Origin of the sequence: Kosakonia sp. 1610, from assembly GCF_050435845.1 — a bacterium.
GTDB classification, from domain to species: Bacteria; Pseudomonadota; Gammaproteobacteria; order Enterobacterales; family Enterobacteriaceae; genus Kosakonia; species Kosakonia cowanii.
On the sequence record NZ_JBNDKZ010000009.1, the window covers coordinates 112,251 to 134,651 of the forward strand.

Sequence of the window (22,401 nt, forward strand, 5' to 3'; positions counted from 1 at the left end):
CTTTATTGCACCGCAAACTGCTGACGGATCTTACGCATAAGCAGGAAGATCCACGGCCAGAGCACGCCATTGACCAGGCTGCTCCAGAAAATTTCTGGTTTGAACGAGACGTTGATCACCAAAAATTCGGCCCAGAAGACGACCACTTCTGTTGCCAGCGACAATAACATTACCACCAGCGCCTGTTGCCAGAGCGCCAGATTACGGAATAACTGAAATTTCAGTGCGACCAGATAGGCGACGATGCTCAGGGAGAGCGCCCGTACGCCAAGGGTGGATCCGCTAATGAGATCCAGTATGGCACCCATCGCGAAACCCGTACCGACATTTACGCGGTGCGGCAAGGCGAGGATCCAGTAGAGCAGAATCAGCAGCACCCAGTTTGGCCGGTAGACGATGATGTCATCCGGCCAGGGCATGATTTGAAGCAATAGCGCAATGAAAAACGAGAGCCAGATGACCCAGCGCCCCTGGCTACGATAACTTGCCACTACTGCCCTCCCGACGATTGTTGCGGCATCGGCTGGGTTAAGCCGGTCGCCGGCGCAGGCATCGGTGCAGGCGGCCCCATGGTGTCCGGAGAAGGCAGCACCTGCGGCATCATCTGCAGCAGACGCTCGTTCGCGACGCGGTGAACATCTTCCGGCGTGCGCGGGTTAGCGCCGTTGCGATCGGAGCCCCAGAGCAGCAGCAGGTAACGTAAACGTTGCAGACCGGCGGTTGGACGCGCCTGAATCACCGTATACGCACGCTGGGTATCGAGTTTCACCGAGGAGACCACCGCAACCGGGTAGCCTTCCGGGAAACGCCCGCCGAGACCGGAAGTCACCAGCACATCACCCACGCGAATGTCGGTATTCGCCGGCAGATGCTCCAGTTGCAGATCGTCAGTACAGCCGTTACCGGCGGCAATGACGCGGATATCGTTACGCAGCACCTGGATCGGTAGCGCATGAGTCGCATCGCAAATCAGCAGCACGCGGCTGGTCATTTTCGCAACCGCGATAACCTGGCCGACAACGCCTTTATCGCTGATCACCGGCTGGCCTTCGTAAACGCCGTTGACGCTGCCTTTATCGATAACCACCTGATCGCTGTAGGGATCGTTAACCGTTGAGATCACCTGGGTGACCATTTTCTGCTCATCCTGACGCAGCGGCGAGCCGAGCAGTTCGCGCAGACGCGCGTTCTCCTGCTTGTACTGCCCTAACATCAGCAGCTCGCTGTTTTTCAGCAGCAGCTCCTGGCGCAGCGCCCGGTTTTCAAGTTCGAGCTGATCGCGCGAGGCCAGCGTTTGCGACACGCTGTCTAATAATTCGCGGGGACCATTGGAAATAAAATAGAAAGGGCTGACGGCCGTATCCATGTACGTCCGGATCTGGCTGAACGTACCGAGGCGGCTGTCGGCAATGATGACTCCAAGCGCCACCAAAACCGCCAGGAACAGGCGAATCTGCAGTGACGGGCCACGGCTAAAAATTGGCTTCATAGGCTTTGCGTATTCTCAGGCCAGACAGATACGGAGCGCGAGGCCCCGTATCTGACGCGGATTACTCTTCGCTGAACAAGTCGCCGCCGTGCATATCGATCATTTCCAGCGCCTTGCCGCCGCCACGCGCTACGCAAGTCAGGGGATCTTCTGCCACTACCACAGGAATACCCGTCTCTTCCATCAGCAGACGGTCGAGGTTGCGCAGCAGCGCGCCGCCGCCGGTCAGAACCATACCGCGCTCGGAGATATCGGATGCCAGCTCCGGCGGGCACTGCTCCAGCGCGACCATGACAGCGCTAACGATGCCGGTCAGCGGCTCCTGCAGGGCTTCAAGGATCTCGTTGGAGTTCAGGGTGAAACCGCGCGGTACACCTTCTGCCAGGTTACGACCGCGCACTTCGATTTCGCGCACTTCATCGCCCGGGTAGGCAGAGCCGATTTCGTGTTTGATACGTTCTGCGGTGGCTTCACCAATCAGCGAGCCGTAGTTGCGGCGCACATAATTAATGATCGCTTCGTCGAAGCGGTCGCCGCCGATGCGGACAGAGGAGGAGTAAACCACGCCGTTTAAGGAGATAACGGCGACTTCGGTGGTACCACCACCGATATCGACGACCATAGAACCGGTCGCTTCGGAAACCGGCAGACCCGCGCCAATCGCGGCGGCCATCGGCTCTTCAATCAGGAAGACTTCACGGGCGCCAGCGCCCTGCGCGGATTCACGAATCGCGCGGCGCTCAACCTGCGTTGCGCCAACCGGCACACAGACCAGTACGCGCGGGCTTGGGCGCATAAAGCTGTTGCTGTGTACCTGTTTGATAAAGTGCTGCAGCATCTTTTCGGTCACGAAGAAGTCCGCGATTACGCCATCTTTCATCGGGCGGATTGCAGCGATATTGCCCGGCGTACGGCCAAGCATCTGCTTCGCTTCATGACCGACTGCGGCCACGCTTTTCGGTGAACCGGCACGATCCTGGCGAATGGCCACTACGGAAGGCTCATTCAGTACGATGCCTTGTCCTTTTACATAAATCAGGGTATTCGCGGTACCCAGGTCAATGGACAGGTCATTGGAAAACATGCCACGAAATTTTTTCAACATACTAAGGGATAATCCTGAAAGCTGGGGCGGAAAGAAAAATCCGCTTACTTTACCAACCACACGCAGCAGCGACAAGGCACAAGAAGTCTCAGCTACGGTGAAAATTAGTGCAGTTTGTTTCCTTTGTTGCAAAACGACATGACTCTGTCCGGAAGCGTAAAAAAACCGTCGTTCCGGCACGTTGCGCCTGCAAGCTGGCAAAGGTCAAACCGGCATTTTTACTGCAACAATCTGGCGGGCAGGCTCGCACGCCCCCCGACCACGGCAGCGCGCGTTATTCTACGTGAAAACGACTCAAACAGCAGTTCAAACCGAGTATCTTTGTGAATATTTTTTCACATTGGTGTCGAGCGGCTGAGACGCCGCGAAGAAATCGCCCTGTCCGCCCGCAACGCCTCGCTCCACCAGCATCTGCCATTCGCCGCGCGTGCGAACGCCGGTCGCAAAGACGCGGGTTCGTGTGCCTTTACACGCTTCAACAAGGCTCTGTACCAGCAGCTGGTTTTCGGTGCGCTTCTCAATGTTCCTGACCAACCCCGGATGCAGCTTCAGTAACTCAACATCCAGGGCTTTGATCCAACTGGTGCTGACCAACGTCAGACCCGCCTGAACCACCGCCACGCGCGCGCCTAATCCATTGATCAATCGCACGACCGACTGCAATCGGCTGATGTGTTGACACACATCGGCCTCTGCAAGTTCAAAAATAATCCGTTTGCGTTGCGATTTTTCGCATTGCATCAAGGTATCGCGCAGCCAGCGCTGGAAGCGCGGGCGGATCAGCGACTCGACGGTGACCTCAATGGCGAGGTTCTCTTCAGGCCAGTAGCCGAGGAACGGCATTAAGCGCGTGATCTGCAGCCGGTCATACTCCTCTGACAGGCCAAATTGCAGCACCATCTGCATATACTCTTCGGCGATCACCTCCTGCTCGCCGTCGAAAATGCGGCACATTAGCTCCCGGTGGTGCACTTGCCCGTCGCGGTTAACCGCCGGTTTCTGGTAGACGCGCGGCCCACCGCGATTCAGCATCTGCTCAATCAGCGTGCGCCAGCGCACATTGCCGCGCCCCTGCTCCGGTAACGAGTCGTCATAGACTGACCAGCTGTTGGTGCCCTGCAACACCGCGTTGCGCGCCGCCGCCTCCGCGTGCTCCATCACCTGCCGGGTCGACTGCCCGCCGCGCCAGCTGCAGATGCCGATATGCATAATGTCTTCCCGGGTCAACATTTTGGTCGGCGGCAAACCATCCACCGCTTTCAGGATCTGCCCGGCAATGCTCTCCGCTTCTTTTAATGTGCGGTGCGGAAGCAGTACCGCAAAATCACTGCGGTGGTAGCGCGCCAGCAGCGCGCCGGGGTAACGCATAATAAAGGTGGAGAGTAAGTTGATTAGGGTAAAGAGATACTCTTCGGCGGCAGAGGCAAGCCCGTCGCTGTCGCGCAGCAGGTCAAAATCGGGTAGGCGGATCATCATCACCACACCGTGCGAACCGACCTTCTCCTGATCTTCTAATAGTGTTGCCAGTTGATTATCGAAAAAGAGGCGGTTATTGAGGCCGGTGCGCGTGTCCTGCGCCGCGTAAGAGCGGATCAGCGTATCCATGCGGCTGCGCTGATCGCTGGCAAACTGAATATCTGTCAGTAATACGTCCAGCGCGCTGCTGGTGCGCGACGGCCACTCATAGATGCTGCCGCGCACCTGTGCGCCGCGCTCGCCATTAAGGATGCGCGTCGCCCGCAGTTCGAGCAGCTCCTGGCCGGAGAGTTGGCGTCGCAGCCAGCGCACCGCGAGGAAAATAATGACTATCATAAAACCAATCGCTACCGTCAGCGGCGCGGTGGTCATCATGGAGCGGAAGTAGTTGGCCATCGGATCCTGATAGACCAGCGTAAAGGTCACGCCGGGGATCTTCATCGACGGCATCTCAATCTCGCGCATGGCTGAGTTACTGCCCGCCGGGCGATAACTCCCTTTGCGCGTATGGCTTAAAAGAGTATGGCGGCCCTGCTTGATGGCTATCGAGGTGATATCGACCGGCACCATCATCTCATCAAGCTGCGTTGAGAGGCGCGGAAGCGGTGTGGAGATCAGGCGGGTGTCGATAACGGCAGCAACGGCCTGGACGCGGTTGGCGACTTTATCTTGTATGGCGTTATAAAAGCTGAGTGAGCAGCCGATGAGCGTGACGAAAATCGCCAGCCCGGTGAGAAGTGTTACAAAAGCACTAAATTTCGTCGTTAATCGCATCCCTGATTTAACTCCGCGCGTGTAAAGAACAGAACGATATCGCCTGAAGAAGGTCTGTATAGTAAGCACTAACTTTTGAGCTTCGCCGCGACACGCGCGCGCACTGCGGTGAAGCCTGAAAATGGCACACCGTTTCACCCAGCGAGTATAGTCTTCAGAAATTTTTTTCCAATCATCAATAAGCTTAAAGAATGTCTTTAACACGCAATTTTCACTAATTGCTAACTTGCTCTTCTTCGCGTTAACGTAGTTTTCCCTACGCCAGCCGCGGCACCGTCAGAGGATGTAAATGAAGAAAAAATTGACCGAAGCAGATGTCACCGCTGAATCCGTGTTTTTTATGCAGCGCCGCCAGGTATTAAAGATGCTCGGCATCGGTGCAACGGCCGCCACACTCCCTTCAGTGGCGCACGCCGATCTTCTTGACTGGTTTAAAGGCAATGACCGCCCAAAAGCGCCGGCCGGTAAACCGCTGACATTTACCCAGCCTGCCGAATGGCAAAGTAAGCTACCGTTAACGCCGGAAGAGAAAGTTACCGGCTACAACAACTTTTATGAGTTCGGGCTGGATAAAGCCGATCCTGCTGCCAATGCCGGCAGCATGAAGACCGATCCCTGGACGTTGACCATTGATGGTGAAGTGGCGAAACCGCTGACGCTCGATCATGCGGCGCTGACTTCACGCTTTCCGCTGGAAGAGCGTATTTATCGCATGCGCTGCGTCGAAGCCTGGTCGATGGTGGTGCCGTGGATTGGTTTTCCGCTGCATAAACTGCTGGCGCTGGTGGAGCCCACCAGCAAAGCGAAGTATGTCGCTTTTGAAACACGTTATGCGCCCGATGAGATGCCGGGCCAGAAGGATCGCTTTATTGGCGGCGGGCTGGCCTACCCTTATGTAGAAGGGTTGCGTATAGATGAAGCGATGCATCCGCTTACGCTGCTCACCGTTGGGGTCTATGGCAAAGCGCTACCGCCGCAGAACGGAGCGCCGATCCGCCTCACCGTACCGTGGAAATATGGCTTTAAAGGCATTAAGTCTATCGTCAGTATCAAGCTCACCAGCCAGCGCCCGCCGACGACGTGGAACCTCTCCGCGCCGAATGAGTATGGTTTCTATGCCAATGTGAACCCGCACGTCGATCACCCGCGTTGGTCGCAGGCAACGGAGCGATTTATCGGTTCGGGCGGCGCGCTGGACGTGAAACGCCAGCCGACGCTGCTGTTTAATGGCTACGGTGAAGAGGTCGCTTCCCTCTATCGCGGTCTCGATTTGCGGGAGAACTTCTAAGTGCGGTTAACGGCAAAACAGATCACCTGGCTTAAAGTTGCGCTACATCTTGCCGGTTTCCTGCCGCTGCTCTGGCTCTTCTGGGCAGCGAACCAGGGCTACTTCAGCGCCGATCCGGCAAAAGATATTCAACATTTCACCGGCAGAATGGCGCTGAAGTTTCTGCTCGCCAGCCTGCTTATCACTCCGCTGGCGCGCTACGGTAAACAGCCACTGCTGATCCGTACGCGTCGGCTGCTTGGGCTGTGGTGCTTTGCATGGGCCAGCTTACATCTGGTGAGCTATACGCTGCTGGAGCTGGGCATTAATAACCTGGCTTTGCTCGGACAAGAGCTTGTCACCCGTCCTTATTTAACCCTTGGCGCAATCAGTTGGCTGATCTTACTGGCGCTGGCTGCAACGTCGACGCAGTGGGCGCAGCGTAAACTGGGCAGACGCTGGCAAACTCTGCACAACTTCGTCTATCTGGTGGCGATCCTCGCACCTGTTCACTACCTTTGGTCGGTGAAGATCCTCTCCCCGCAGCCGGTTATCTACGCGGCTGCCGCGCTGGTATTGTTAGTGTTGCGTTACAAAAAATTCCGCCAATGGTGGCGTTAGCCACCGTTTTTGCGCGGTTCCCCGCAGAAAAAGCGCCTTTCGCGACGCGTTCCCGCAACATGAATTAGAATCTTCTCAGATAAGACCAGTATTTAGCTGCCAAAAGCAACGAAATGGTTATAATGTGCGACTTTGGTTCGCTTATCGGACTTTTTTAAGCTCCGAAAAGGTGACAAGCGCGAATCGAAGGTATATTTTGTTTTTTGCCGAAGAATCGCAGGAGATAGCAGCATAATGGCTGATAAGTTCCATGTATTGGTTTTGAACGGACCGAACCTGAATATGCTCGGTACGCGAGAGCCGGAGAAGTACGGCACCCTGACACTTGAGGAGATTGTTAATTCTTTGAGTACAGAAAGCACGGCACTTAACGTGGAACTGGCACATTTTCAGTCTAACGCGGAGTACGCAATCATCGACCGTATTCATCAGGCTAAAGACGTAACTGACTTCATCCTGATTAATCCGGCCGCGTTTACGCACACCAGTGTTGCTATCCGTGATGCGTTGCTGGCGGTGAATATCCCGTTTATCGAGATTCACCTCAGCAATGTACATGCGCGGGAGCCGTTCCGTCACCACTCCTATCTCTCGGATATTGCCGTTGGCGTTATCTGCGGGCTTGGTGCGGACGGTTATTCATACGCTTTACAGACGGCGGTAAAACGCCTGTCACAATCACACTAAACAAGAGTACGGAACCCACTCATGGATATTCGTAAGATTAAAAAACTGATCGAGCTGGTTGAAGAATCAGGCATCTCCGAACTGGAAATTTCCGAAGGCGAAGAGTCTGTGCGCATCAGCCGCAGCGCACCTGCCGCAAGTTTCCCGATGATGCAGCAGGCTTATGCCGCGCCGATGATGCAACAACAGCCTGCCCTGGCGAACGCTGTCGCGACGACAGCCGCAGTAGAAGCACCGGCAGCCGCAGCAGAAATCAGTGGTCACATCGTACGTTCCCCGATGGTCGGAACCTTCTATCGCACCCCGAGCCCGGATGCGAAAGCCTTTATCGAAATCGGCCAGAAAGTTAACGTGGGCGACACCCTCTGCATCGTTGAAGCGATGAAAATGATGAACCAGATCGAAGCCGATAAATCAGGCGTGGTGAAAGCCATTCTGGTCGAGAGTGGCCAACCGGTTGAATTTGACGAGCCGCTGGTCGTCATCGAGTAACGAGGCGCACATGCTGGATAAAATTGTTATCGCCAACCGCGGCGAGATCGCACTGCGAATCCTTCGTGCCTGTAAAGAGCTGGGCATTAAGACCGTCGCTGTGCACTCCACGGCGGATCGCGATTTAAAACACGTATTACTGGCGGACGAAACGGTCTGTATCGGTCCGGCACCGTCCGTTAAAAGTTACCTGAATATCCCGGCGATCATCTCTGCGGCCGAAATCACTGGCGCAGTGGCGATTCACCCGGGTTATGGCTTCCTCTCTGAGAACGCCAACTTCGCTGAGCAGGTTGAGCGCTCCGGCTTTATCTTTATCGGCCCGAAAGCCGACACCATTCGCCTGATGGGCGATAAAGTGTCCGCGATCAACGCGATGAAGAAAGCGGGCGTACCTTGCGTACCGGGTTCTGACGGCCCGCTGGGCGACGACGTTGACGCTAACCGTGCCCATGCAAAACGCATCGGCTACCCGGTTATCATCAAAGCCTCCGGCGGCGGCGGCGGTCGCGGCATGCGCGTAGTGCGCAAAGACGCCGACCTGGCGCAGTCCATTGCCATGACGCGCGCGGAAGCAAAAGCAGCGTTCAACAACGACATGGTCTACATGGAGAAGTACCTGGAAAATCCTCGCCACGTCGAGATCCAGGTGCTGGCGGATGGTCAGGGTAACGCGATCTATCTGGCCGAGCGTGACTGCTCCATGCAGCGCCGCCACCAGAAAGTGGTTGAAGAGGCACCGGCTCCGGGCATCACACCGGAACTGCGCCGCTACATCGGTGAGCGTTGTGCGAAAGCCTGTGTTGATATCGGCTATCGCGGCGCGGGTACCTTCGAGTTCCTGTTTGAGAACGGCGAGTTCTACTTTATTGAGATGAACACCCGTATTCAGGTAGAGCACCCGGTAACCGAAATGATCACCGGCGTTGACCTGATTAAAGAGCAGCTGCGTATCGCTGCCGGTCAGCCGCTCTCTATCACTCAGGAAGAGGTGGTGATCAAAGGTCATGCGGTCGAATGCCGTATTAACGCCGAAGATCCCAACACTTTCCTGCCGAGCCCGGGCAAAATCACGCGCTTCCATGCGCCAGGTGGTTTTGGCGTGCGCTGGGAGTCGCATATCTACGCCGGTTATACCGTACCGCCGTATTACGATTCCATGATCGGCAAGCTGATCTGCTACGGCGAGAGCCGTGATGTGGCGATTGCACGTATGAAGAATGCGCTGCAGGAGCTGATCATCGACGGGATTAAAACTAACGTCGATCTGCAGATGCGCATTATGTCCGACGAGAACTTCCAGCACGGTGGAACCAACATCCACTACCTGGAGAAGAAACTCGGTCTGCAGGAAAAATAATCGCGATTACGCGCAAAAGGCCGGTTCTTCCGGCCTTTTTTCTTTTTCTCTCCCCTCATCTTTTCCTTAAGGTACAATCCCCGCTTTCTTCATCCACAAGGGAATAAAATGGACAACCGTTTTGTTCAGGCACACATTGAGGCCCGCTGGGCGCTGTGGCTGACCCTTCTCTATCTTGCTGCCTGGTTAGTGTGTGCTTACATACCGGATTCAGCGCAGGGCATCACCGGTTTACCCCACTGGTTTGAGATGGCCTGCCTGTTAACGCCGCTGGTGTTTGTGCTGCTCTGTTGGGCGATGGTGCGTTTTATCTTCCGTGATATCCCGCTGGAGGATAAGGATGCAAACTGAAATTATTGCCGTGCTGGTGATCTACCTGTTCATCGTTTTCGGCCTCTCCTTCTATGCTATGCGTCAGCGCAGCAGCGGCACCTTTCTGAGCGAATATTTCCTCGGCAGCCGCTCGATGGGCGGGTTTGTGCTGGCGATGACCCTGACGGCGACCTATGTCAGCGCCAGCTCCTTTATCGGCGGCCCGGGCGCTGCCTATAAATTCGGCCTCGGCTGGGTGCTGCTGGCGATGATTCAGGTGCCGACCATCTGGCTGTCGCTCGGTATCCTTGGCAAAAAATTCGCCATTCTTGCCCGCCGCTATAACGCCATTACCCTCAACGATATGTTGATGGCCCGCTACCAGAGCCGGGCGGTGGTGTGGCTTGCCAGTATCAGTTTACTGGTGGCCTTTGTCGGGGCGATTGCGGTGCAGTTTATCGGCGGCGCACGCCTGCTGGAGACCGCAGCCGGTATCAAGTATGAATCAGGCCTGCTGATTTTCGGCATCACCATTGCGCTCTACACCGCCTTTGGCGGTTTTCGTGCAAGCGTACTGAATGACACTATGCAGGGGATGGTGATGCTGATCGGCACACTTGTCCTGCTGGCGGGCGTAATCCATGCGGCGGGCGGCCTGCATCATGCGGTGGATACCCTGCGGCAGATCGATCCGAAACTGGTCAGCCCGCACGGCGCAAGCGACATCCTCACCCCGGCCTTTATGACCTCCTTCTGGGTGCTGGTCTGCTTCGGCGTGATTGGCCTGCCGCATACCGCCGTGCGCTGCATCTCTTATAAAGACAGCAAATCGGTGCATCGCGGCATTATTATCGGCACCATTGTGATTGCGCTATTGATGCTCGGTATGCACCTGGCGGGCGCGCTGGGCCGGGCGGTGCTGCCGCATCTGTCGGTGCCGGACCAGGTGATCCCAACCTTAATGGTGGAAGTGCTGCCACCGTGGGCGGCCGGGCTGTTTCTCGCCGCGCCGATGGCGGCGATCATGTCTAACGTCAACGCTCATCTGTTACAGGCTTCTGCCACCATCATTAAAGATCTGTGGCTCAGCGCCCAGCCGACTAAAATTCGTCATGAGCCGAGTCTGAAGCGTATTTCGACGGCAACCACCCTTATTCTCGGCGTGCTGATGATGCTGGCAGCGTGGCGTCCGCCAGAGATGATCATCTGGCTGAACCTGCTGGCGTTCGGCGGTCTTGAAGCCGTATTCCTGTGGCCGCTGGTGCTGGGGCTTTACTGGGAGCGCGCAAATGCCGCAGGTGCGCTCAGCGCCATGCTTGTCGGCGGCGTGCTGTATGCCGTGCTCGCCACCCTGAATATTCAGTACCTGGGCTTTCATCCGATTGTGCCCTCGCTGCTGCTAAGTTTGTTAGCCTTTGTGGTCGGCAACCGTTTTGGTCGCCCGGTGCCGCAGGCTGCTTCCCTTTCTGCTAATCAATAAAGAGTAACGCCATGCCATGGATCCAACTGAAACTGAACACCACCGGCGCGCATGCTGAAGATCTGAGCGACGCTCTGATGGAAGCAGGCGCAGTCTCCATTACCTTCCAGGACACGCACGACACGCCCGTGTTTGAGCCGCTGCCGGGCGAGACCCGCCTGTGGGGCGATACCGATGTGATCGGCCTGTTCGATGCTGAAACAGAGATGGCGGACGTAGTTGCCCAACTCGCCCCTCATCCGCTGCTGGGCGAAGGCTTCGCGCATAAAATTGAGCAGCTGGAAGATAAAGACTGGGAGCGCGAATGGATGGATAACTTCCACCCGATGCGCTTTGGCGAGCGGCTGTGGATCTGCCCGAGCTGGCGCGATGTGCCGGATGAAACCGCCGTTAACGTGATGCTCGATCCCGGCCTGGCATTCGGCACCGGCACCCATCCGACAACGTCGCTCTGCCTGCAGTGGCTCGACGGCCTCGATCTTAACGGCAAAACGGTGATCGATTTTGGCTGCGGCTCCGGCATTCTGGCGATCGCTGCCCTGAAGCTGGGCGCGGCGAAAGCGATCGGGATCGATATCGATCCGCAGGCGATCCAGGCGAGCCGCGATAATGCCGAGCGCAACGGCGTCTCAGACCGCCTTGAACTCTATCTGCCGGACGATCAGCCCGCAGAGATGAAAGCCGATGTGGTGGTCGCGAATATCCTCGCCGGCCCGCTGCGCGAGCTGGCACCGCTGATTAGCGTTCTGCCCGTTGCGGGCGGACTGCTGGGGCTGTCGGGCATCCTTGCCAGCCAGGCAGAGAGCGTCTGTGAAGCCTATACCAACCTGTTCAACCTCGATCCGGTGGTTGAAAAAGAGGAGTGGTGCCGGATCACCGGTCAGAAAAAATAGTCCCCACAGCGTGGCCTCCCGGCCACGCTTTTTATTTCCCTGCCGTTTGTAGTGATTTATTTCCCGTGAAGATTATAATGAGCCGCCGCTGTATCAACGGATGGTAAGACATTGATTTATAAACATTCATTGGATGAATACTATGTCACTTCGTATAGTAAAAACAGCCTTCGCTGTGGCAAGCCTGTTTCCTCTATTTGCCTGCTCCGCTCACTGGAGTTATGAAGGCGCAACCTCGCCGGAACACTGGGGTGAATTAAGTCACGAGTTTCAGACCTGCCAGAGTGGTAAAAACCAGTCACCAATTGATATCGATAATATCGTCACTGCTCACCTCACGCCGTTTAGCAGCCATTACCGCGAAAGCCCTGCGCTGCTGATAAACAACGGCCATACGCTGCAAGCCAACTTTATCGATAACCTCAATACCATAGAGCTGGCGGGAGTTGTCTCGCATCTCCAGCAGTTCCACTTTCACGCCCCCAGTGAGCATACCCTGCATGGCAAGCATGCCCCGCTGGAGATGCACCTGGTTCATACCTCTGCAAAGGGCGATATCACCGTTGTCGCGGTGCTGTTTGAAACGGGCGCAGCAAACCGTGAGCTGGCGACGCTGTGGCAGCATCTTCCCACTCGCGGGGGCTCGACAGCGCTAACGGCGCAGCACATCGATATGGCGGCGCTGCTGCCGCGTGATAAGACCTACTGGCGCTTTAGCGGATCCCTGACCACACCGCCCTGTTCAGAAGGCGTTACCTGGCTGGTAATGAAACAGCCTCTGACACTCTCTCCCCAGCAGCTTGACGCGTTCAAATCTGTGCTCGGACATGCCAATAACCGCCCTACTCAGCAGCTTTATGGCCGGCTGGTCGTCGAGTAGCAGCCTGTAAATACCAGCATAAAAATGAGAGCGGGTTCGCAAAATCCGCTTTTTTTTGGCTTAAAAATCAGCAGTTATGCTGCTTATTGCCCCATTAAAAACGATAAATCTCGTGAATTTATCAGCAAGCTAAAAATTTTAGCTTTGCTATAACCCAATGAAAATTATGATGTAATGCCTGTTTGCCTCGCCAGGACTGGCTATTCCTTGATCTACAACAGTGGATTGCTCAAAGTTTGGCCTTTCATCTCGTGCAAAAAATGCGTAATATACGCCGCCTTGCAGTCACAGTATGGTCATTTCTTAACTCATGCGCATCGGACACCACCAGCTTAGAAATCGCCTGATCGCAGCGCCCATGGCTGGCATTACTGACAGACCTTTCCGGACGCTGTGCTACGAGATGGGAGCCGGTTTAACCGTATCCGAGATGATGTCGTCTAACCCGCAGGTTTGGGAAAGCGACAAATCACGACTGCGGATGGTGCACATTGATGAGCCCGGTATTCGCACCGTGCAAATTGCGGGTAGCGACCCGGAAGAGATGGCCCAAGCCGCACGTATTAACGTGGAAAGTGGCGCTCAAATTATTGATATCAATATGGGCTGTCCGGCTAAAAAGGTGAATCGCAAGCTTGCAGGTTCCGCCCTGTTGCAGCACCCGGATTTGGTGAAATCGATCCTCACCGCGGTGGTTGGCGCAGTGGATGTTCCTGTAACCCTGAAGATTCGCACAGGCTGGGCCCCTGAGCACCGTAACTGCGTAGAGATTGCCCAACTGGCTGAAGAGTGTGGCATTCAGGCTCTGACCATTCATGGACGCACCCGCGCCTGTTTGTTCAATGGAGAAGCTGAGTACGACACGATTCGGGCAGTTAAGCAGAAAGTTTCCATTCCGATTATCGCGAATGGCGACATTACTGACCCGCTTAAAGCCAGAGCTGTGCTCGACTATACGGGGGCGGATGCCCTGATGATAGGCCGCGCAGCTCAGGGAAGACCCTGGATCTTTCGGGAAATCCAGCACTATCTGGACACTGGGGAGCTGCTGGCTCCGCTGCCACTGGCAGAGGTTAAGCGCTTGCTTTGCGCGCACGTTCGGGAACTGCATGACTTTTACGGTCAGGCAAAAGGTTACCGAATTGCACGTAAACACGTCTCCTGGTATCTCCAGGAGCACGCCCCGAATGACCAGTTTCGGCGCACATTCAACGCCATTGAGAATGCCAGCGAACAGCTGGAGGCGTTGGAGGCATACTTCGAAAATTTTGCGTAAACAGAAATAAAGAGCTGACAGAACTATGTTCGAACAACGCGTAAATTCTGACGTACTGACCGTTTCTACCGTTAACTCTCAGGATCAGGTAACCCAAAAACCGCTCCGTGACTCGGTAAAACAGGCACTGAAGAACTATTTTGCTCAACTGAACGGTCAGGATGTTAATGACCTCTATGAGCTGGTACTGGCTGAAGTAGAACAGCCACTGTTGGACATGGTGATGCAATACACCCGTGGTAATCAGACCCGCGCGGCGCTGATGATGGGCATCAACCGCGGTACGCTGCGTAAAAAACTGAAAAAATACGGCATGAACTGATTCGTCAGTGAGTGGTATTGATAAAAAGGCGCTGACCGGCATGGGTAAGCGCCTTTTTTATTGCCTGAAATGACGCTAAAAAGCGCGCTTTCATCGGCATTACCTCAGCGCAAAATCGTGTATATTTTCCGCAAATGGTTGCAAAAAAGGGAGAGACGGAATGATTCGCAAATATGGGTGGCTGCTGGTTTTCGCTCTCTCGATCTTTGCGCTGGATGGCTTAATCATGCAGTGGATTGAGTATCTGATCACTGACATTAATAAATGCCGCAATATGAATTCCGTCAATCCACTCAAACTGGTTAACTGCGATTCTCTCTAAGTGATTGCTTGCTGCGATATTTGGTAAAAATGCAGCGATCGCCCTGATTTACGCAGGGATTTAAATCGTTTTGAGCCCTCCCCAGACAGTGATAATGTCTCAGCCCTTTTCGCCTCTACGACCGTAGCAATACGTAACGCCCTTAGTGAATGAGTTGATGACATCATGCTGGTTAGCCAATACGACTATATCCTTGTTGTTGTTTCGTTTGTTGTAGCCATTTTGGCCTCTTATACCGCCCTGAACATGGCCGGACGCGTCTCCACCAGCAGCGGTGCCTCATCCTGGGTATGGCTGAGCGGCGGCGGCGTGGCGATGGGCATCGGCATCTGGGCGATGCACTTTATCGGCATGCTGGCGATGAATATGTCGATGAACATGCGCTACGAGCCCGTTCTCACCGGCTTATCGATGGCGATCGCCATTGGCTCCTCGCTGTTTGCGCTGTGGCTGGTTAGTGCGCCAAAGCTGCATTTGCGTCGGCTTATTCCTGGCTCTGTCGTAATGGGGCTTGGCATTGCCGCGATGCATTACACCGGTATGGCGGCGCTACAGGTTTCCCCGCCGATTGTCTGGCATAAAGGGTGGATCGCCCTCTCGATAGTGATTGCCCTGGCGGCCTCTTTCGCTGCGTTATGGCTCACCTTCCGCCTGCGCCACGAAGCGGCACAAGTTGCGCTTATGCGCTTTGGCGCAGCTATCTTAATGGGGCTGGCTATCACCGGCATGCACTACACCGGGATGATGGCGGCGCAGATCCCCTTCCAGCATCATCACATTGCAATGGTGCATCACGGCTTCAATAACAACTGGCTTGCCGTGCTGGTCAGCATGATGGCCTTTTCCGTGCTCGGCATTACCTTACTGGTCTCGATGTTCGACGCCCGTTTACAGGCGCGGACGTCGCTGCTGGCCACGTCGCTTGCGGCAGCAAACCGCGAGCTGGCGAGGCTGGCGCTGCACGACACCTTAACGCGTCTGCCAAACCGCGTCCTGCTGGAAGATCGCATCGAGCAGGCGATCAATAAAGCGCGCCGTGAAGAGAGCGCGTTTGCGTTAATGTTTATGGATCTCGACGGCTTTAAAACGGTCAACGACGCGTGGGGACATGATGTCGGCGATAAGTTACTGGTGGCGGTAACCGAACGGCTCACGCAGCAACTGCAGGGGCAATATACGCTGGCGCGCATTGGTGGCGACGAATTTGTGCTGCTGGCAGAGATTGCCGCGCCGGACGATGCCGCGACGATCGCCAGTTCGCTTATCCGCGCTGTCGATCGCCCTTTTACTATTGATCCCTATGATGTGATGGTGACCCTCAGTATCGGTATTGCGCTCTATCCTGACGATGGCAAAAATGAGCGCGAGTTGATGTTCAACGCCGATGCGGCGATGTATCACACCAAGCATATGGGCCGTAACGGCTATCACTTTTTCCAGCCCTCAATGAACCGGCTGGCGCAAACCCAGTTACAGCTGCTGAATGATTTGTGGATGGCGCTGGAGCGTAAAGAGTTCCGCCTCGTTTACCAACCTAAATTCCAGGCGCCTTCCGGGCCGGTTGTCGGGTTTGAGGCGCTGTTGCGCTGGCATCATCCCCATCAGGGTGTGCTGAGCCCGGATCTCTTTTTACCGCTGGCGGAGAAAACTGGCCTGATTGTTCCGCTCGGTGACTGGGTAATCGACGAGGCTTGCCGCCAGCTCAGCGAATGGCGTCAGCAGGGGCACACGGAGTGGACAATAGCCGTTAACCTTTCAACGTTACAGTTCGAGCACAGCGCGCTGGTAGAAACCATTCTGGGCACGCTGAGCAGACATAATGTTCCGCCTGAGCAGCTGATTCTGGAAGTCACTGAAACGACGGCAATGAGTAACCCCGATGAGAGCGTGCGGGTGCTGACCGAGCTGAGCGACGCGGGCGTGAAGGCGTCAATTGATGACTTCGGGACCGGTTATTCGAGCCTGCTTTACCTTAAGCGTCTGCCAGCGTGCGAACTGAAGATCGATCGCGCGTTTGTGCGCGAGCTGGGCCAGGAGGGCGAAGACGCCACGATTGTCTCTGCGATTGTCGCGTTAGCCAGAACGCTAAACCTCAAAGTGGTGGCTGAAGGCGTAGAGACGGCGGAGCAGCAGGCATTTCTCACCGAGCTGGGCTGTAATACTCTGCAAGGTTATCTCCTGGGGAAACCGGTGAGTGCAGAAACGATTACTGCTCAGGGGAAAAACCTCGCCCCTGCCGAAACGGTAAAGTGAATTTTAAGGATTAAATAAAAGCGTCTGCGGGCGCTTTTATTTTACGTCAGTGACAAATTAGATTATTCTCATGCCCTTAAGCGCTGTTTGCGTTTTTTAACACCCGCTTTTATCTTCCTTTTTTCTGAATCTCACTTTTATTTATCTCGCCTCCATAATTTCTGCACGATTTCAGTTAAATACCTTTTCTAACTTCATCAAGTTTACAAAGTACATATCTGGACATTATTGCCACGATGAATCTGTTTTGCTGAATGATAAAATCAAGCAATAGATACTGACCAGATATTGCGACTGTTGATATCAAGAGTCGCGGTTACATAGAGGTAATTACAATGAAAAAAATGATCTCCGTCGCCCTGCTGGCAACCTTCCTCGCGGGCTGTGCACACGACTCACCTTGCGTACCGGTCTATGACGATCAGGGCCGCCTGGTGCATACCAACACCTGTGTGAAAGGCACCACGCAGGATAACTGGGAAACAGCAGGCGCTATCGCCGGCGGCGCGGCAGCCCTGGCGGGCTTAACGCTCGGTATTGTGGCCCTTACCAAATAGTTCTCTTAAGCGCGGTTTTCCGCGCTTTTGCTTTATAACGGTGCAGTAAATTTTCATTTCGCCACTTTTGCTATCAAAAACGTGCATCAATTCCGGTTACAGGCATCACTTTTTTATATTTCATCATGCCATTCCGACGCTGTTGTTTCTCTTACGCGATTACTTTCACAAATCAACCCCATCGTATTTAATGCTTATATTCACCTGCGAAACTTGTCTGGCAGAAATAGCGAATTAACGATGCTTTTTTGCTCCATTTTGTGGAGTGCGTTCTATTTTTGCACCAGCCTGGGGCATTGCTTCCCTCCTTTCCTGTCTACACTCATCCTGAAACCTGTTTGATTCCTTAAATACCCTGCATACACCAACCTGGCATCACCTTTGCTATATCCACTGCGGCCTTCGCCACAGACAGGTTCAGGCGTTACCCGGACGCCCCATATAACGATAATTTTCGCCACACAGGATGCATTATGAAAAAGATGATGATCGCCAGCCTGGCCGCTGCCGGCGTGCTGTTTGCTGTCGCCAGCCAGGCGCACGCAGGTACAACGCTTAATGCTGTCAAAAAGAAAGGGTTTGTTCAGTGCGGGATCAGTGATGGTTTGCCCGGTTTCTCTTATGCGGATGCAAACGGGAAATTTACCGGTATCGATGTGGATATCTGCCGTGGCGTTGCTGCCGCCCTGTTTGGCGACGACAGCAAAGTGAAATATACCCCGCTGACGGCGAAAGAGCGCTTTACCGCGCTGCAATCAGGCGAAGTGGATATGCTCTCGCGCAATACCACCTGGACCTCTTCTCGTGATGGCGGTATGGGACTCTCCTTTACCGGCGTGACCTATTATGACGGCATCGGCTTCCTGACCCATAACAAAGCGGGCCTGAAGAGCGCTAAAGAGCTTGATGGCGCAACCGTTTGTATTCAGGCCGGGACCGATACCGAGCTGAACGTGGCGGATTACTTTAAATCCAACAAAATGAGCTACACCCCGGTGACCTTTGACCGCTCTGACGAGTCGGCGAAGGCGCTGGAATCCGGTCGCTGCGATACGCTGGCTTCCGATCAGTCTCAACTCTATGCGCTGCGGATTAAGCTGAGCAACCCGGCAGAGTGGATCGTCTTGCCGGAAGTGATCTCTAAAGAGCCGCTCGGCCCGGTGGTACGCCGCGGTGACGATGACTGGTTCGCCATCGTGCGCTGGACGCTCTTCGCCATGCTGAATGCCGAAGAGATGGGCATTACCTCGAAGAACGTCGATGAGAAAGTGGCTAACCCCGCTACGCCGGATATGGCGCACCTGCTCGGCAAAGAGGGCGACTTCGGCAAAGATCTTAAACTCGACAACAAGTGGGCTTACAACATTATTAAGAAGGTCGGTAACTACTCCGAAGTCTTCGAACGTAACGTCGGTTCTGAAAGCCCGCTGAAAATTAAACGTGGCCAGAACAACCTCTGGAACAACGGCGGGATTCAGTACGCTCCGCCGGTGCGTTAATCCGCTACTGCCGTAACGGGCGTCACTCTTTGGTGACGCCCAGTCCAGAATTATGGTTACTGAGGTTTTCTCTATGCCCCATCGCCGCCCAACCGTGAAAGGCGCGCTCTCCCTTTCAAACCCTGCGGTTCGCGCCTGGCTGTTTCAAATCCTGGCGATTATCGCCGTGGTTGTTGTTGCCCTCTATTTGCTCCATAACGCGGTGACTAACCTCAACAACCGGGGTATTACCTCCGGCTTCGCCTTCCTCGACCGCGCGGCCGGTTTTGGCATTGTTCAGCATCTGATTGATTATGAGCAGGGTGATACCTACGGACGGGTCTTCCTGGTCGGTTTACTCAATACGCTGCTGGTCTCAGCGCTCTGTATTGTCTTTGCCTCACTGCTGGGCTTTTTCCTTGGTCTTGCAAGGCTGTCTGAAAACTGGCTGCTGCGAAAGCTGTCGACAATCTATATCGAGACGTTCCGCAATATTCCCCCGCTGTTGCAGATCTTCTTCTGGTACTTTGCTGTGCTGCGCAACCTGCCCGGTCCGCGCCAGGCGGTAAATGCCATGGAGCTGGTCTTTCTCAGCAACCGTGGCCTCTATATTCCCTCGCCGCAAATGGGTGAAGGAATGCTTGCCTTTGTCGGTGCGCTGGTGCTGGCGGTGGCACTCATTGTTGGTCTGTTCCGCTTCAATAAAAAGCACCAGATTAAAACCGGCCAGCTGCGGCGAACCTGGCCGGCTGCGCTGGGGCTGATTATTGTGCTGCCGCTGATAGCGCATGCACTGTTCGGGGCGGCGCTGCATTGGGAAATTCCGCAGCTGCGCGGTTTTAACTTCCGCGGCGGCATGGTGTTGATCCCGGAGCTGGCGGCGCTGACTATCGCGCTCTCGGTTTATACCTCGGCGTTTATCGCTGAGATTATTCGCGCCGGCATCCAGTCGGTGCCGTACGGGCAGCATGAAGCAGCGCGCTCACTTGGGCTGCCTCATCCGGTCACGTTGCGACAGGTGATTATTCCCCAGGCGCTGCGGGTGATCATTCCACCGTTGACCAGCCAGTATCTCAATATTGCAAAGAACTCATCGCTGGCGGCGGCGATTGGCTACCCCGATATGGTGTCGCTGTTTGCCGGTACGGTGCTGAACCAGACCGGCCAGGCGATTGAAACCATTGCCATTACCATGTCGGTCTATCTGCTCATCAGCCTCTCCATTTCGCTGCTGATGAATATCTATAACCGCCGTATTGCCCTGATTGAGCGCTGAGGATTAATAATGACAAAAGCTATTGTGTCGCCCTCCACGCGCCCGCTGCCATCGGGAAATAACGGCATGCTGCTGTGGGTGCGTAAAAATCTCTTTTCAAGCTGGTCAAACTCGCTGCTGACACTCTTTTGTCTGTGGATGATGTGGGAGCTTATCCCGCCGTTGCTGCAGTGGGCGCTGTTTCAGGCGAACTGGGTCGGCTCGACTCGCGCGGACTGCACCAAAGCGGGCGCCTGCTGGGTGTTTATCCATCAACGCTTCGGCCAGTTTATGTATGGGCTCTACCCACACGATCAGCGCTGGCGTATCAACCTGGCGCTGATTATTGGCCTGCTCTCTATCCTGCCGATGTTCTGGAAGGGGATGCCACGACGCGGACGCTACATTGCCTGCTGGGCGGTGTTCTACCCCCTGGTTGTGTGGTGGCTGATGTTTGGCGGCTTTCTTGGCCTGGAGCGCGTTGAGACCCGCCAGTGGGGCGGACTGACGCTGACGCTGATTATCGCCTCGGTCGGTATTGCCGGTGCCCTGCCGCTGGGGATATTACTGGCGCTGGGCCGCCGCTCAACGATGCCAGTAGTGCGGATATTGTCGGTGATGTTTATTGAGTTCTGGCGCGGCGTGCCGCTGATTACCGTGCTGTTTATGTCGTCGGTGATGCTGCCGCTGTTTATGGCTGAAGGCACCACCATCGATAAGCTGATCCGTGCGCTGGTCGGGGTGATCCTGTTCCAGTCCGCCTATGTGGCAGAAGTGGTTCGCGGCGGTTTGCAGGCGCTGCCGAAGGGGCAGTATGAAGCGGCCGAGTCGCTGGCGCTGGGCTACTGGAAGACGCAGGGGCTGGTGATCCTGCCGCAGGCGTTAAAGCTGGTGATCCCGGGTCTGGTGAACACCATTATCGCGCTGTTTAAAGATACGAGCCTGGTGATCATCATCGGCCTGTTTGATCTCTTTAGCAGCGTGCAGCAAGCGACGGTCGATCCCGCCTGGCTTGGGATGTCGACGGAAGGCTATGTGTTTGCTGCGTTAGTCTATTGGGTTTTCTGTTTCAGCATGTCGCGCTATAGCCAGCATCTGGAGAAGCGCTTTAACACCGGGCGTACACCGCACTGAGGATGATGATGAGTAATACAACAATGCAATCTGGCGACGCGATGATCACGCTCGAAAATGTGAATAAGTGGTATGGGCAATTCCATGTGTTGAAAGATATTAATTTGCATGTGAAGCAAGGGGAAAGGATTGTACTTTGTGGCCCGTCGGGGTCAGGAAAATCGACCACCATTCGCTGTATCAATCACCTTGAAGAGCATCAGCAGGGGCGTATTGTGGTCGACGGTATTGAGCTGAATGAGGATATTCGCAATATCGAGAAGATTCGCCAGGAAGTGGGGATGGTTTTTCAGCACTTCAATCTGTTCCCCCATCTGACGGTTTTGCAGAACTGTACGCTGGCACCAATTTGGGTGCGCAAAATGCCGAAGAAAGAGGCGGAAGCGCTGGCGATGCACTATCTGGAGCGGGTACGAATTGCCGAGCATGCGCATAAGTTTCCGGGGCAGATTTCGGGTGGTCAGCAGCAGCGCGTCGCGATCGCGCGCTCGCTCTGTATGAAGCCGAAAATCATGCTTTTCGATGAGCCGACCTCGGCGCTGGATCCGGAAATGGTGAAGGAGGTACTTGATACCATGATTGGGCTTGCGCAGTCGGGTATGACGATGCTGTGCGTGACCCATGAGATGGGCTTTGCCCGCACCGTGGCGGACCGGGTGATCTTTATGGATCGCGGTGAGATCGTAGAGCAAGCAGCACCCGATGAGTTCTTTTCTCAGCCAAAATCAGAGCGTACGCGGGCGTTTTTATCGCAGGTTATTCACTGAATGCCGCATGCTTTCTGTTAAGGCTACCCAATGGGTGGCCTTTTTTATCGTCGGGTTTAGCGGGATCCAGAATGACAAAAGGCCCCGTCTTTCGACGAGGCCTTCTGCTTTGTTTGATGCCTGGCAGTTCCCTACTCTCGCATGGGGAGACCCCACACTACCATCGGCGCTACGGCGTTTCACTTCTGAGTTCGGCATGGG

At 55.0% G+C, this 22,401-nt stretch carries 22 protein-coding genes and 1 rRNA gene; 18 read left to right on the forward strand and 5 right to left on the reverse strand.

The features are described from left to right. Positions 1-2: 2 nt before the first annotated feature. The 4 genes from mreD to csrD form a co-directional block, all read right to left on the reverse strand. The gene (gene mreD / locus ABIC80_RS20245; protein WP_023480801.1) at positions 3-491 is read right to left on the reverse strand and encodes a rod shape-determining protein MreD; all 489 of its coding nucleotides are present in this window, start codon (positions 489-491) and stop codon (positions 3-5) included. After that, positions 491-1,489 carry a rod shape-determining protein MreC gene (gene mreC, locus ABIC80_RS20250; RefSeq protein ID WP_023480946.1) on the reverse strand — a complete coding sequence of 333 codons (999 nt, stop codon included), beginning with the start codon at positions 1,487-1,489 and terminating at the stop codon, positions 491-493. Before mreC ends, mreD begins: the two co-directional genes overlap by 1 nt. 61 nt (positions 1,490-1,550) lie before the next feature. After that, positions 1,551-2,594 (reverse strand): rod shape-determining protein MreB, encoded by a 1,044-nt coding sequence (mreB, locus tag ABIC80_RS20255; protein ID WP_006818047.1) that lies wholly within the window; start codon positions 2,592-2,594, stop codon positions 1,551-1,553. A 306-nt stretch (positions 2,595-2,900) separates the two neighbouring features. Then, the gene (gene csrD, locus ABIC80_RS20260) at positions 2,901-4,844 is read right to left on the reverse strand and encodes an RNase E specificity factor CsrD (RefSeq protein ID WP_200134810.1); all 1,944 of its coding nucleotides are present in this window, start codon (positions 4,842-4,844) and stop codon (positions 2,901-2,903) included. 289 nt (positions 4,845-5,133) lie between these two features. Here csrD and msrP point away from each other — a divergent pair, with 289 nt between their 5' ends. The 18 genes from msrP (at position 5,134) to ABIC80_RS20350 (ending at position 22,200) form a co-directional block, all read left to right on the forward strand. Then, entirely contained in the window at positions 5,134-6,132 is a 999-nt protein-coding gene (gene msrP, locus ABIC80_RS20265; protein ID WP_076769266.1) for a protein-methionine-sulfoxide reductase catalytic subunit MsrP, read from the forward strand. After that, positions 6,133-6,732 (forward strand): protein-methionine-sulfoxide reductase heme-binding subunit MsrQ, encoded by a 600-nt coding sequence (msrQ, locus tag ABIC80_RS20270; RefSeq protein ID WP_429178405.1) that lies wholly within the window; start codon positions 6,133-6,135, stop codon positions 6,730-6,732. Between the two features lie 234 nt (positions 6,733-6,966). After that, complete coding sequence (gene aroQ / locus ABIC80_RS20275) at positions 6,967-7,419, forward strand: type II 3-dehydroquinate dehydratase (RefSeq protein WP_313164023.1); 453 nt, start codon at positions 6,967-6,969, stop codon at positions 7,417-7,419. A gap of 21 nt (positions 7,420-7,440) precedes the next feature. Next, the gene (gene accB / locus ABIC80_RS20280; RefSeq protein ID WP_023480963.1) at positions 7,441-7,911 is read left to right on the forward strand and encodes an acetyl-CoA carboxylase biotin carboxyl carrier protein; all 471 of its coding nucleotides are present in this window, start codon (positions 7,441-7,443) and stop codon (positions 7,909-7,911) included. A 10-nt stretch (positions 7,912-7,921) separates the two neighbouring features. Beyond that, positions 7,922-9,271: an acetyl-CoA carboxylase biotin carboxylase subunit gene (gene accC, locus ABIC80_RS20285; RefSeq protein ID WP_023480919.1), complete on the forward strand. Its 1,350-nt coding sequence runs from the start codon at positions 7,922-7,924 to the stop codon at positions 9,269-9,271. Positions 9,272-9,379: 108 nt separating this feature from the next. Next, on the forward strand, positions 9,380-9,622 hold the full coding sequence (locus ABIC80_RS20290; protein ID WP_200134807.1) for a YhdT family protein: 243 nt from the start codon (positions 9,380-9,382) through the stop codon (positions 9,620-9,622). Then, complete coding sequence (gene panF / locus ABIC80_RS20295; protein WP_312202927.1) at positions 9,612-11,063, forward strand: sodium/pantothenate symporter; 1,452 nt, start codon at positions 9,612-9,614, stop codon at positions 11,061-11,063. Before ABIC80_RS20290 ends, panF begins: the two co-directional genes overlap by 11 nt. An 11-nt stretch (positions 11,064-11,074) precedes the next feature. Further along, positions 11,075-11,956, forward strand: a complete 882-nt coding sequence (gene prmA, locus ABIC80_RS20300; protein ID WP_429178406.1) for a 50S ribosomal protein L11 methyltransferase — start codon at positions 11,075-11,077, stop codon at positions 11,954-11,956. A gap of 142 nt (positions 11,957-12,098) precedes the next feature. After that, positions 12,099-12,836 carry a carbonic anhydrase gene (locus ABIC80_RS20305; protein WP_429178407.1) on the forward strand — a complete coding sequence of 246 codons (738 nt, stop codon included), beginning with the start codon at positions 12,099-12,101 and terminating at the stop codon, positions 12,834-12,836. 310 nt (positions 12,837-13,146) lie between these two features. After that, positions 13,147-14,112 carry a tRNA dihydrouridine synthase DusB gene (dusB, locus tag ABIC80_RS20310; protein WP_034813628.1) on the forward strand — a complete coding sequence of 322 codons (966 nt, stop codon included), beginning with the start codon at positions 13,147-13,149 and terminating at the stop codon, positions 14,110-14,112. 25 nt (positions 14,113-14,137) lie between these two features. Then, positions 14,138-14,434 carry a DNA-binding transcriptional regulator Fis gene (gene fis / locus ABIC80_RS20315; protein ID WP_000462905.1) on the forward strand — a complete coding sequence of 99 codons (297 nt, stop codon included), beginning with the start codon at positions 14,138-14,140 and terminating at the stop codon, positions 14,432-14,434. A 160-nt stretch (positions 14,435-14,594) separates the two neighbouring features. Further along, positions 14,595-14,756, forward strand: coding sequence for a DUF2556 family protein (locus ABIC80_RS20320; RefSeq protein ID WP_042713125.1), 162 nt, complete (start codon positions 14,595-14,597; stop codon positions 14,754-14,756). 165 nt (positions 14,757-14,921) lie between these two features. Next, a complete protein-coding gene (locus ABIC80_RS20325; protein ID WP_429178408.1) occupies positions 14,922-17,009 on the forward strand; it encodes a putative bifunctional diguanylate cyclase/phosphodiesterase in 2,088 nt (695 codons plus the stop codon). A gap of 335 nt (positions 17,010-17,344) precedes the next feature. Continuing rightward, positions 17,345-17,566, forward strand: coding sequence for a lipoprotein (locus ABIC80_RS20330; protein ID WP_023480815.1), 222 nt, complete (start codon positions 17,345-17,347; stop codon positions 17,564-17,566). A 473-nt stretch (positions 17,567-18,039) separates the two neighbouring features. Continuing rightward, positions 18,040-19,065: an amino acid ABC transporter substrate-binding protein gene (locus ABIC80_RS20335; protein WP_429178409.1), complete on the forward strand. Its 1,026-nt coding sequence runs from the start codon at positions 18,040-18,042 to the stop codon at positions 19,063-19,065. A gap of 73 nt (positions 19,066-19,138) precedes the next feature. Then, the gene (locus ABIC80_RS20340; RefSeq protein ID WP_429178410.1) at positions 19,139-20,320 is read left to right on the forward strand and encodes an amino acid ABC transporter permease; all 1,182 of its coding nucleotides are present in this window, start codon (positions 19,139-19,141) and stop codon (positions 20,318-20,320) included. A gap of 66 nt (positions 20,321-20,386) precedes the next feature. Next, positions 20,387-21,433 carry an amino acid ABC transporter permease gene (locus ABIC80_RS20345; RefSeq protein WP_429178415.1) on the forward strand — a complete coding sequence of 349 codons (1,047 nt, stop codon included), beginning with the start codon at positions 20,387-20,389 and terminating at the stop codon, positions 21,431-21,433. Between the two features lie 8 nt (positions 21,434-21,441). After that, on the forward strand, positions 21,442-22,200 hold the full coding sequence (locus tag ABIC80_RS20350; protein ID WP_139569581.1) for an amino acid ABC transporter ATP-binding protein: 759 nt from the start codon (positions 21,442-21,444) through the stop codon (positions 22,198-22,200). Between the two features lie 118 nt (positions 22,201-22,318). Here the strand turns inward: ABIC80_RS20350 and rrf are convergent. Continuing rightward, positions 22,319-22,401 (reverse strand): 5S ribosomal RNA (rrf, locus tag ABIC80_RS20355); the annotation flags it as partial.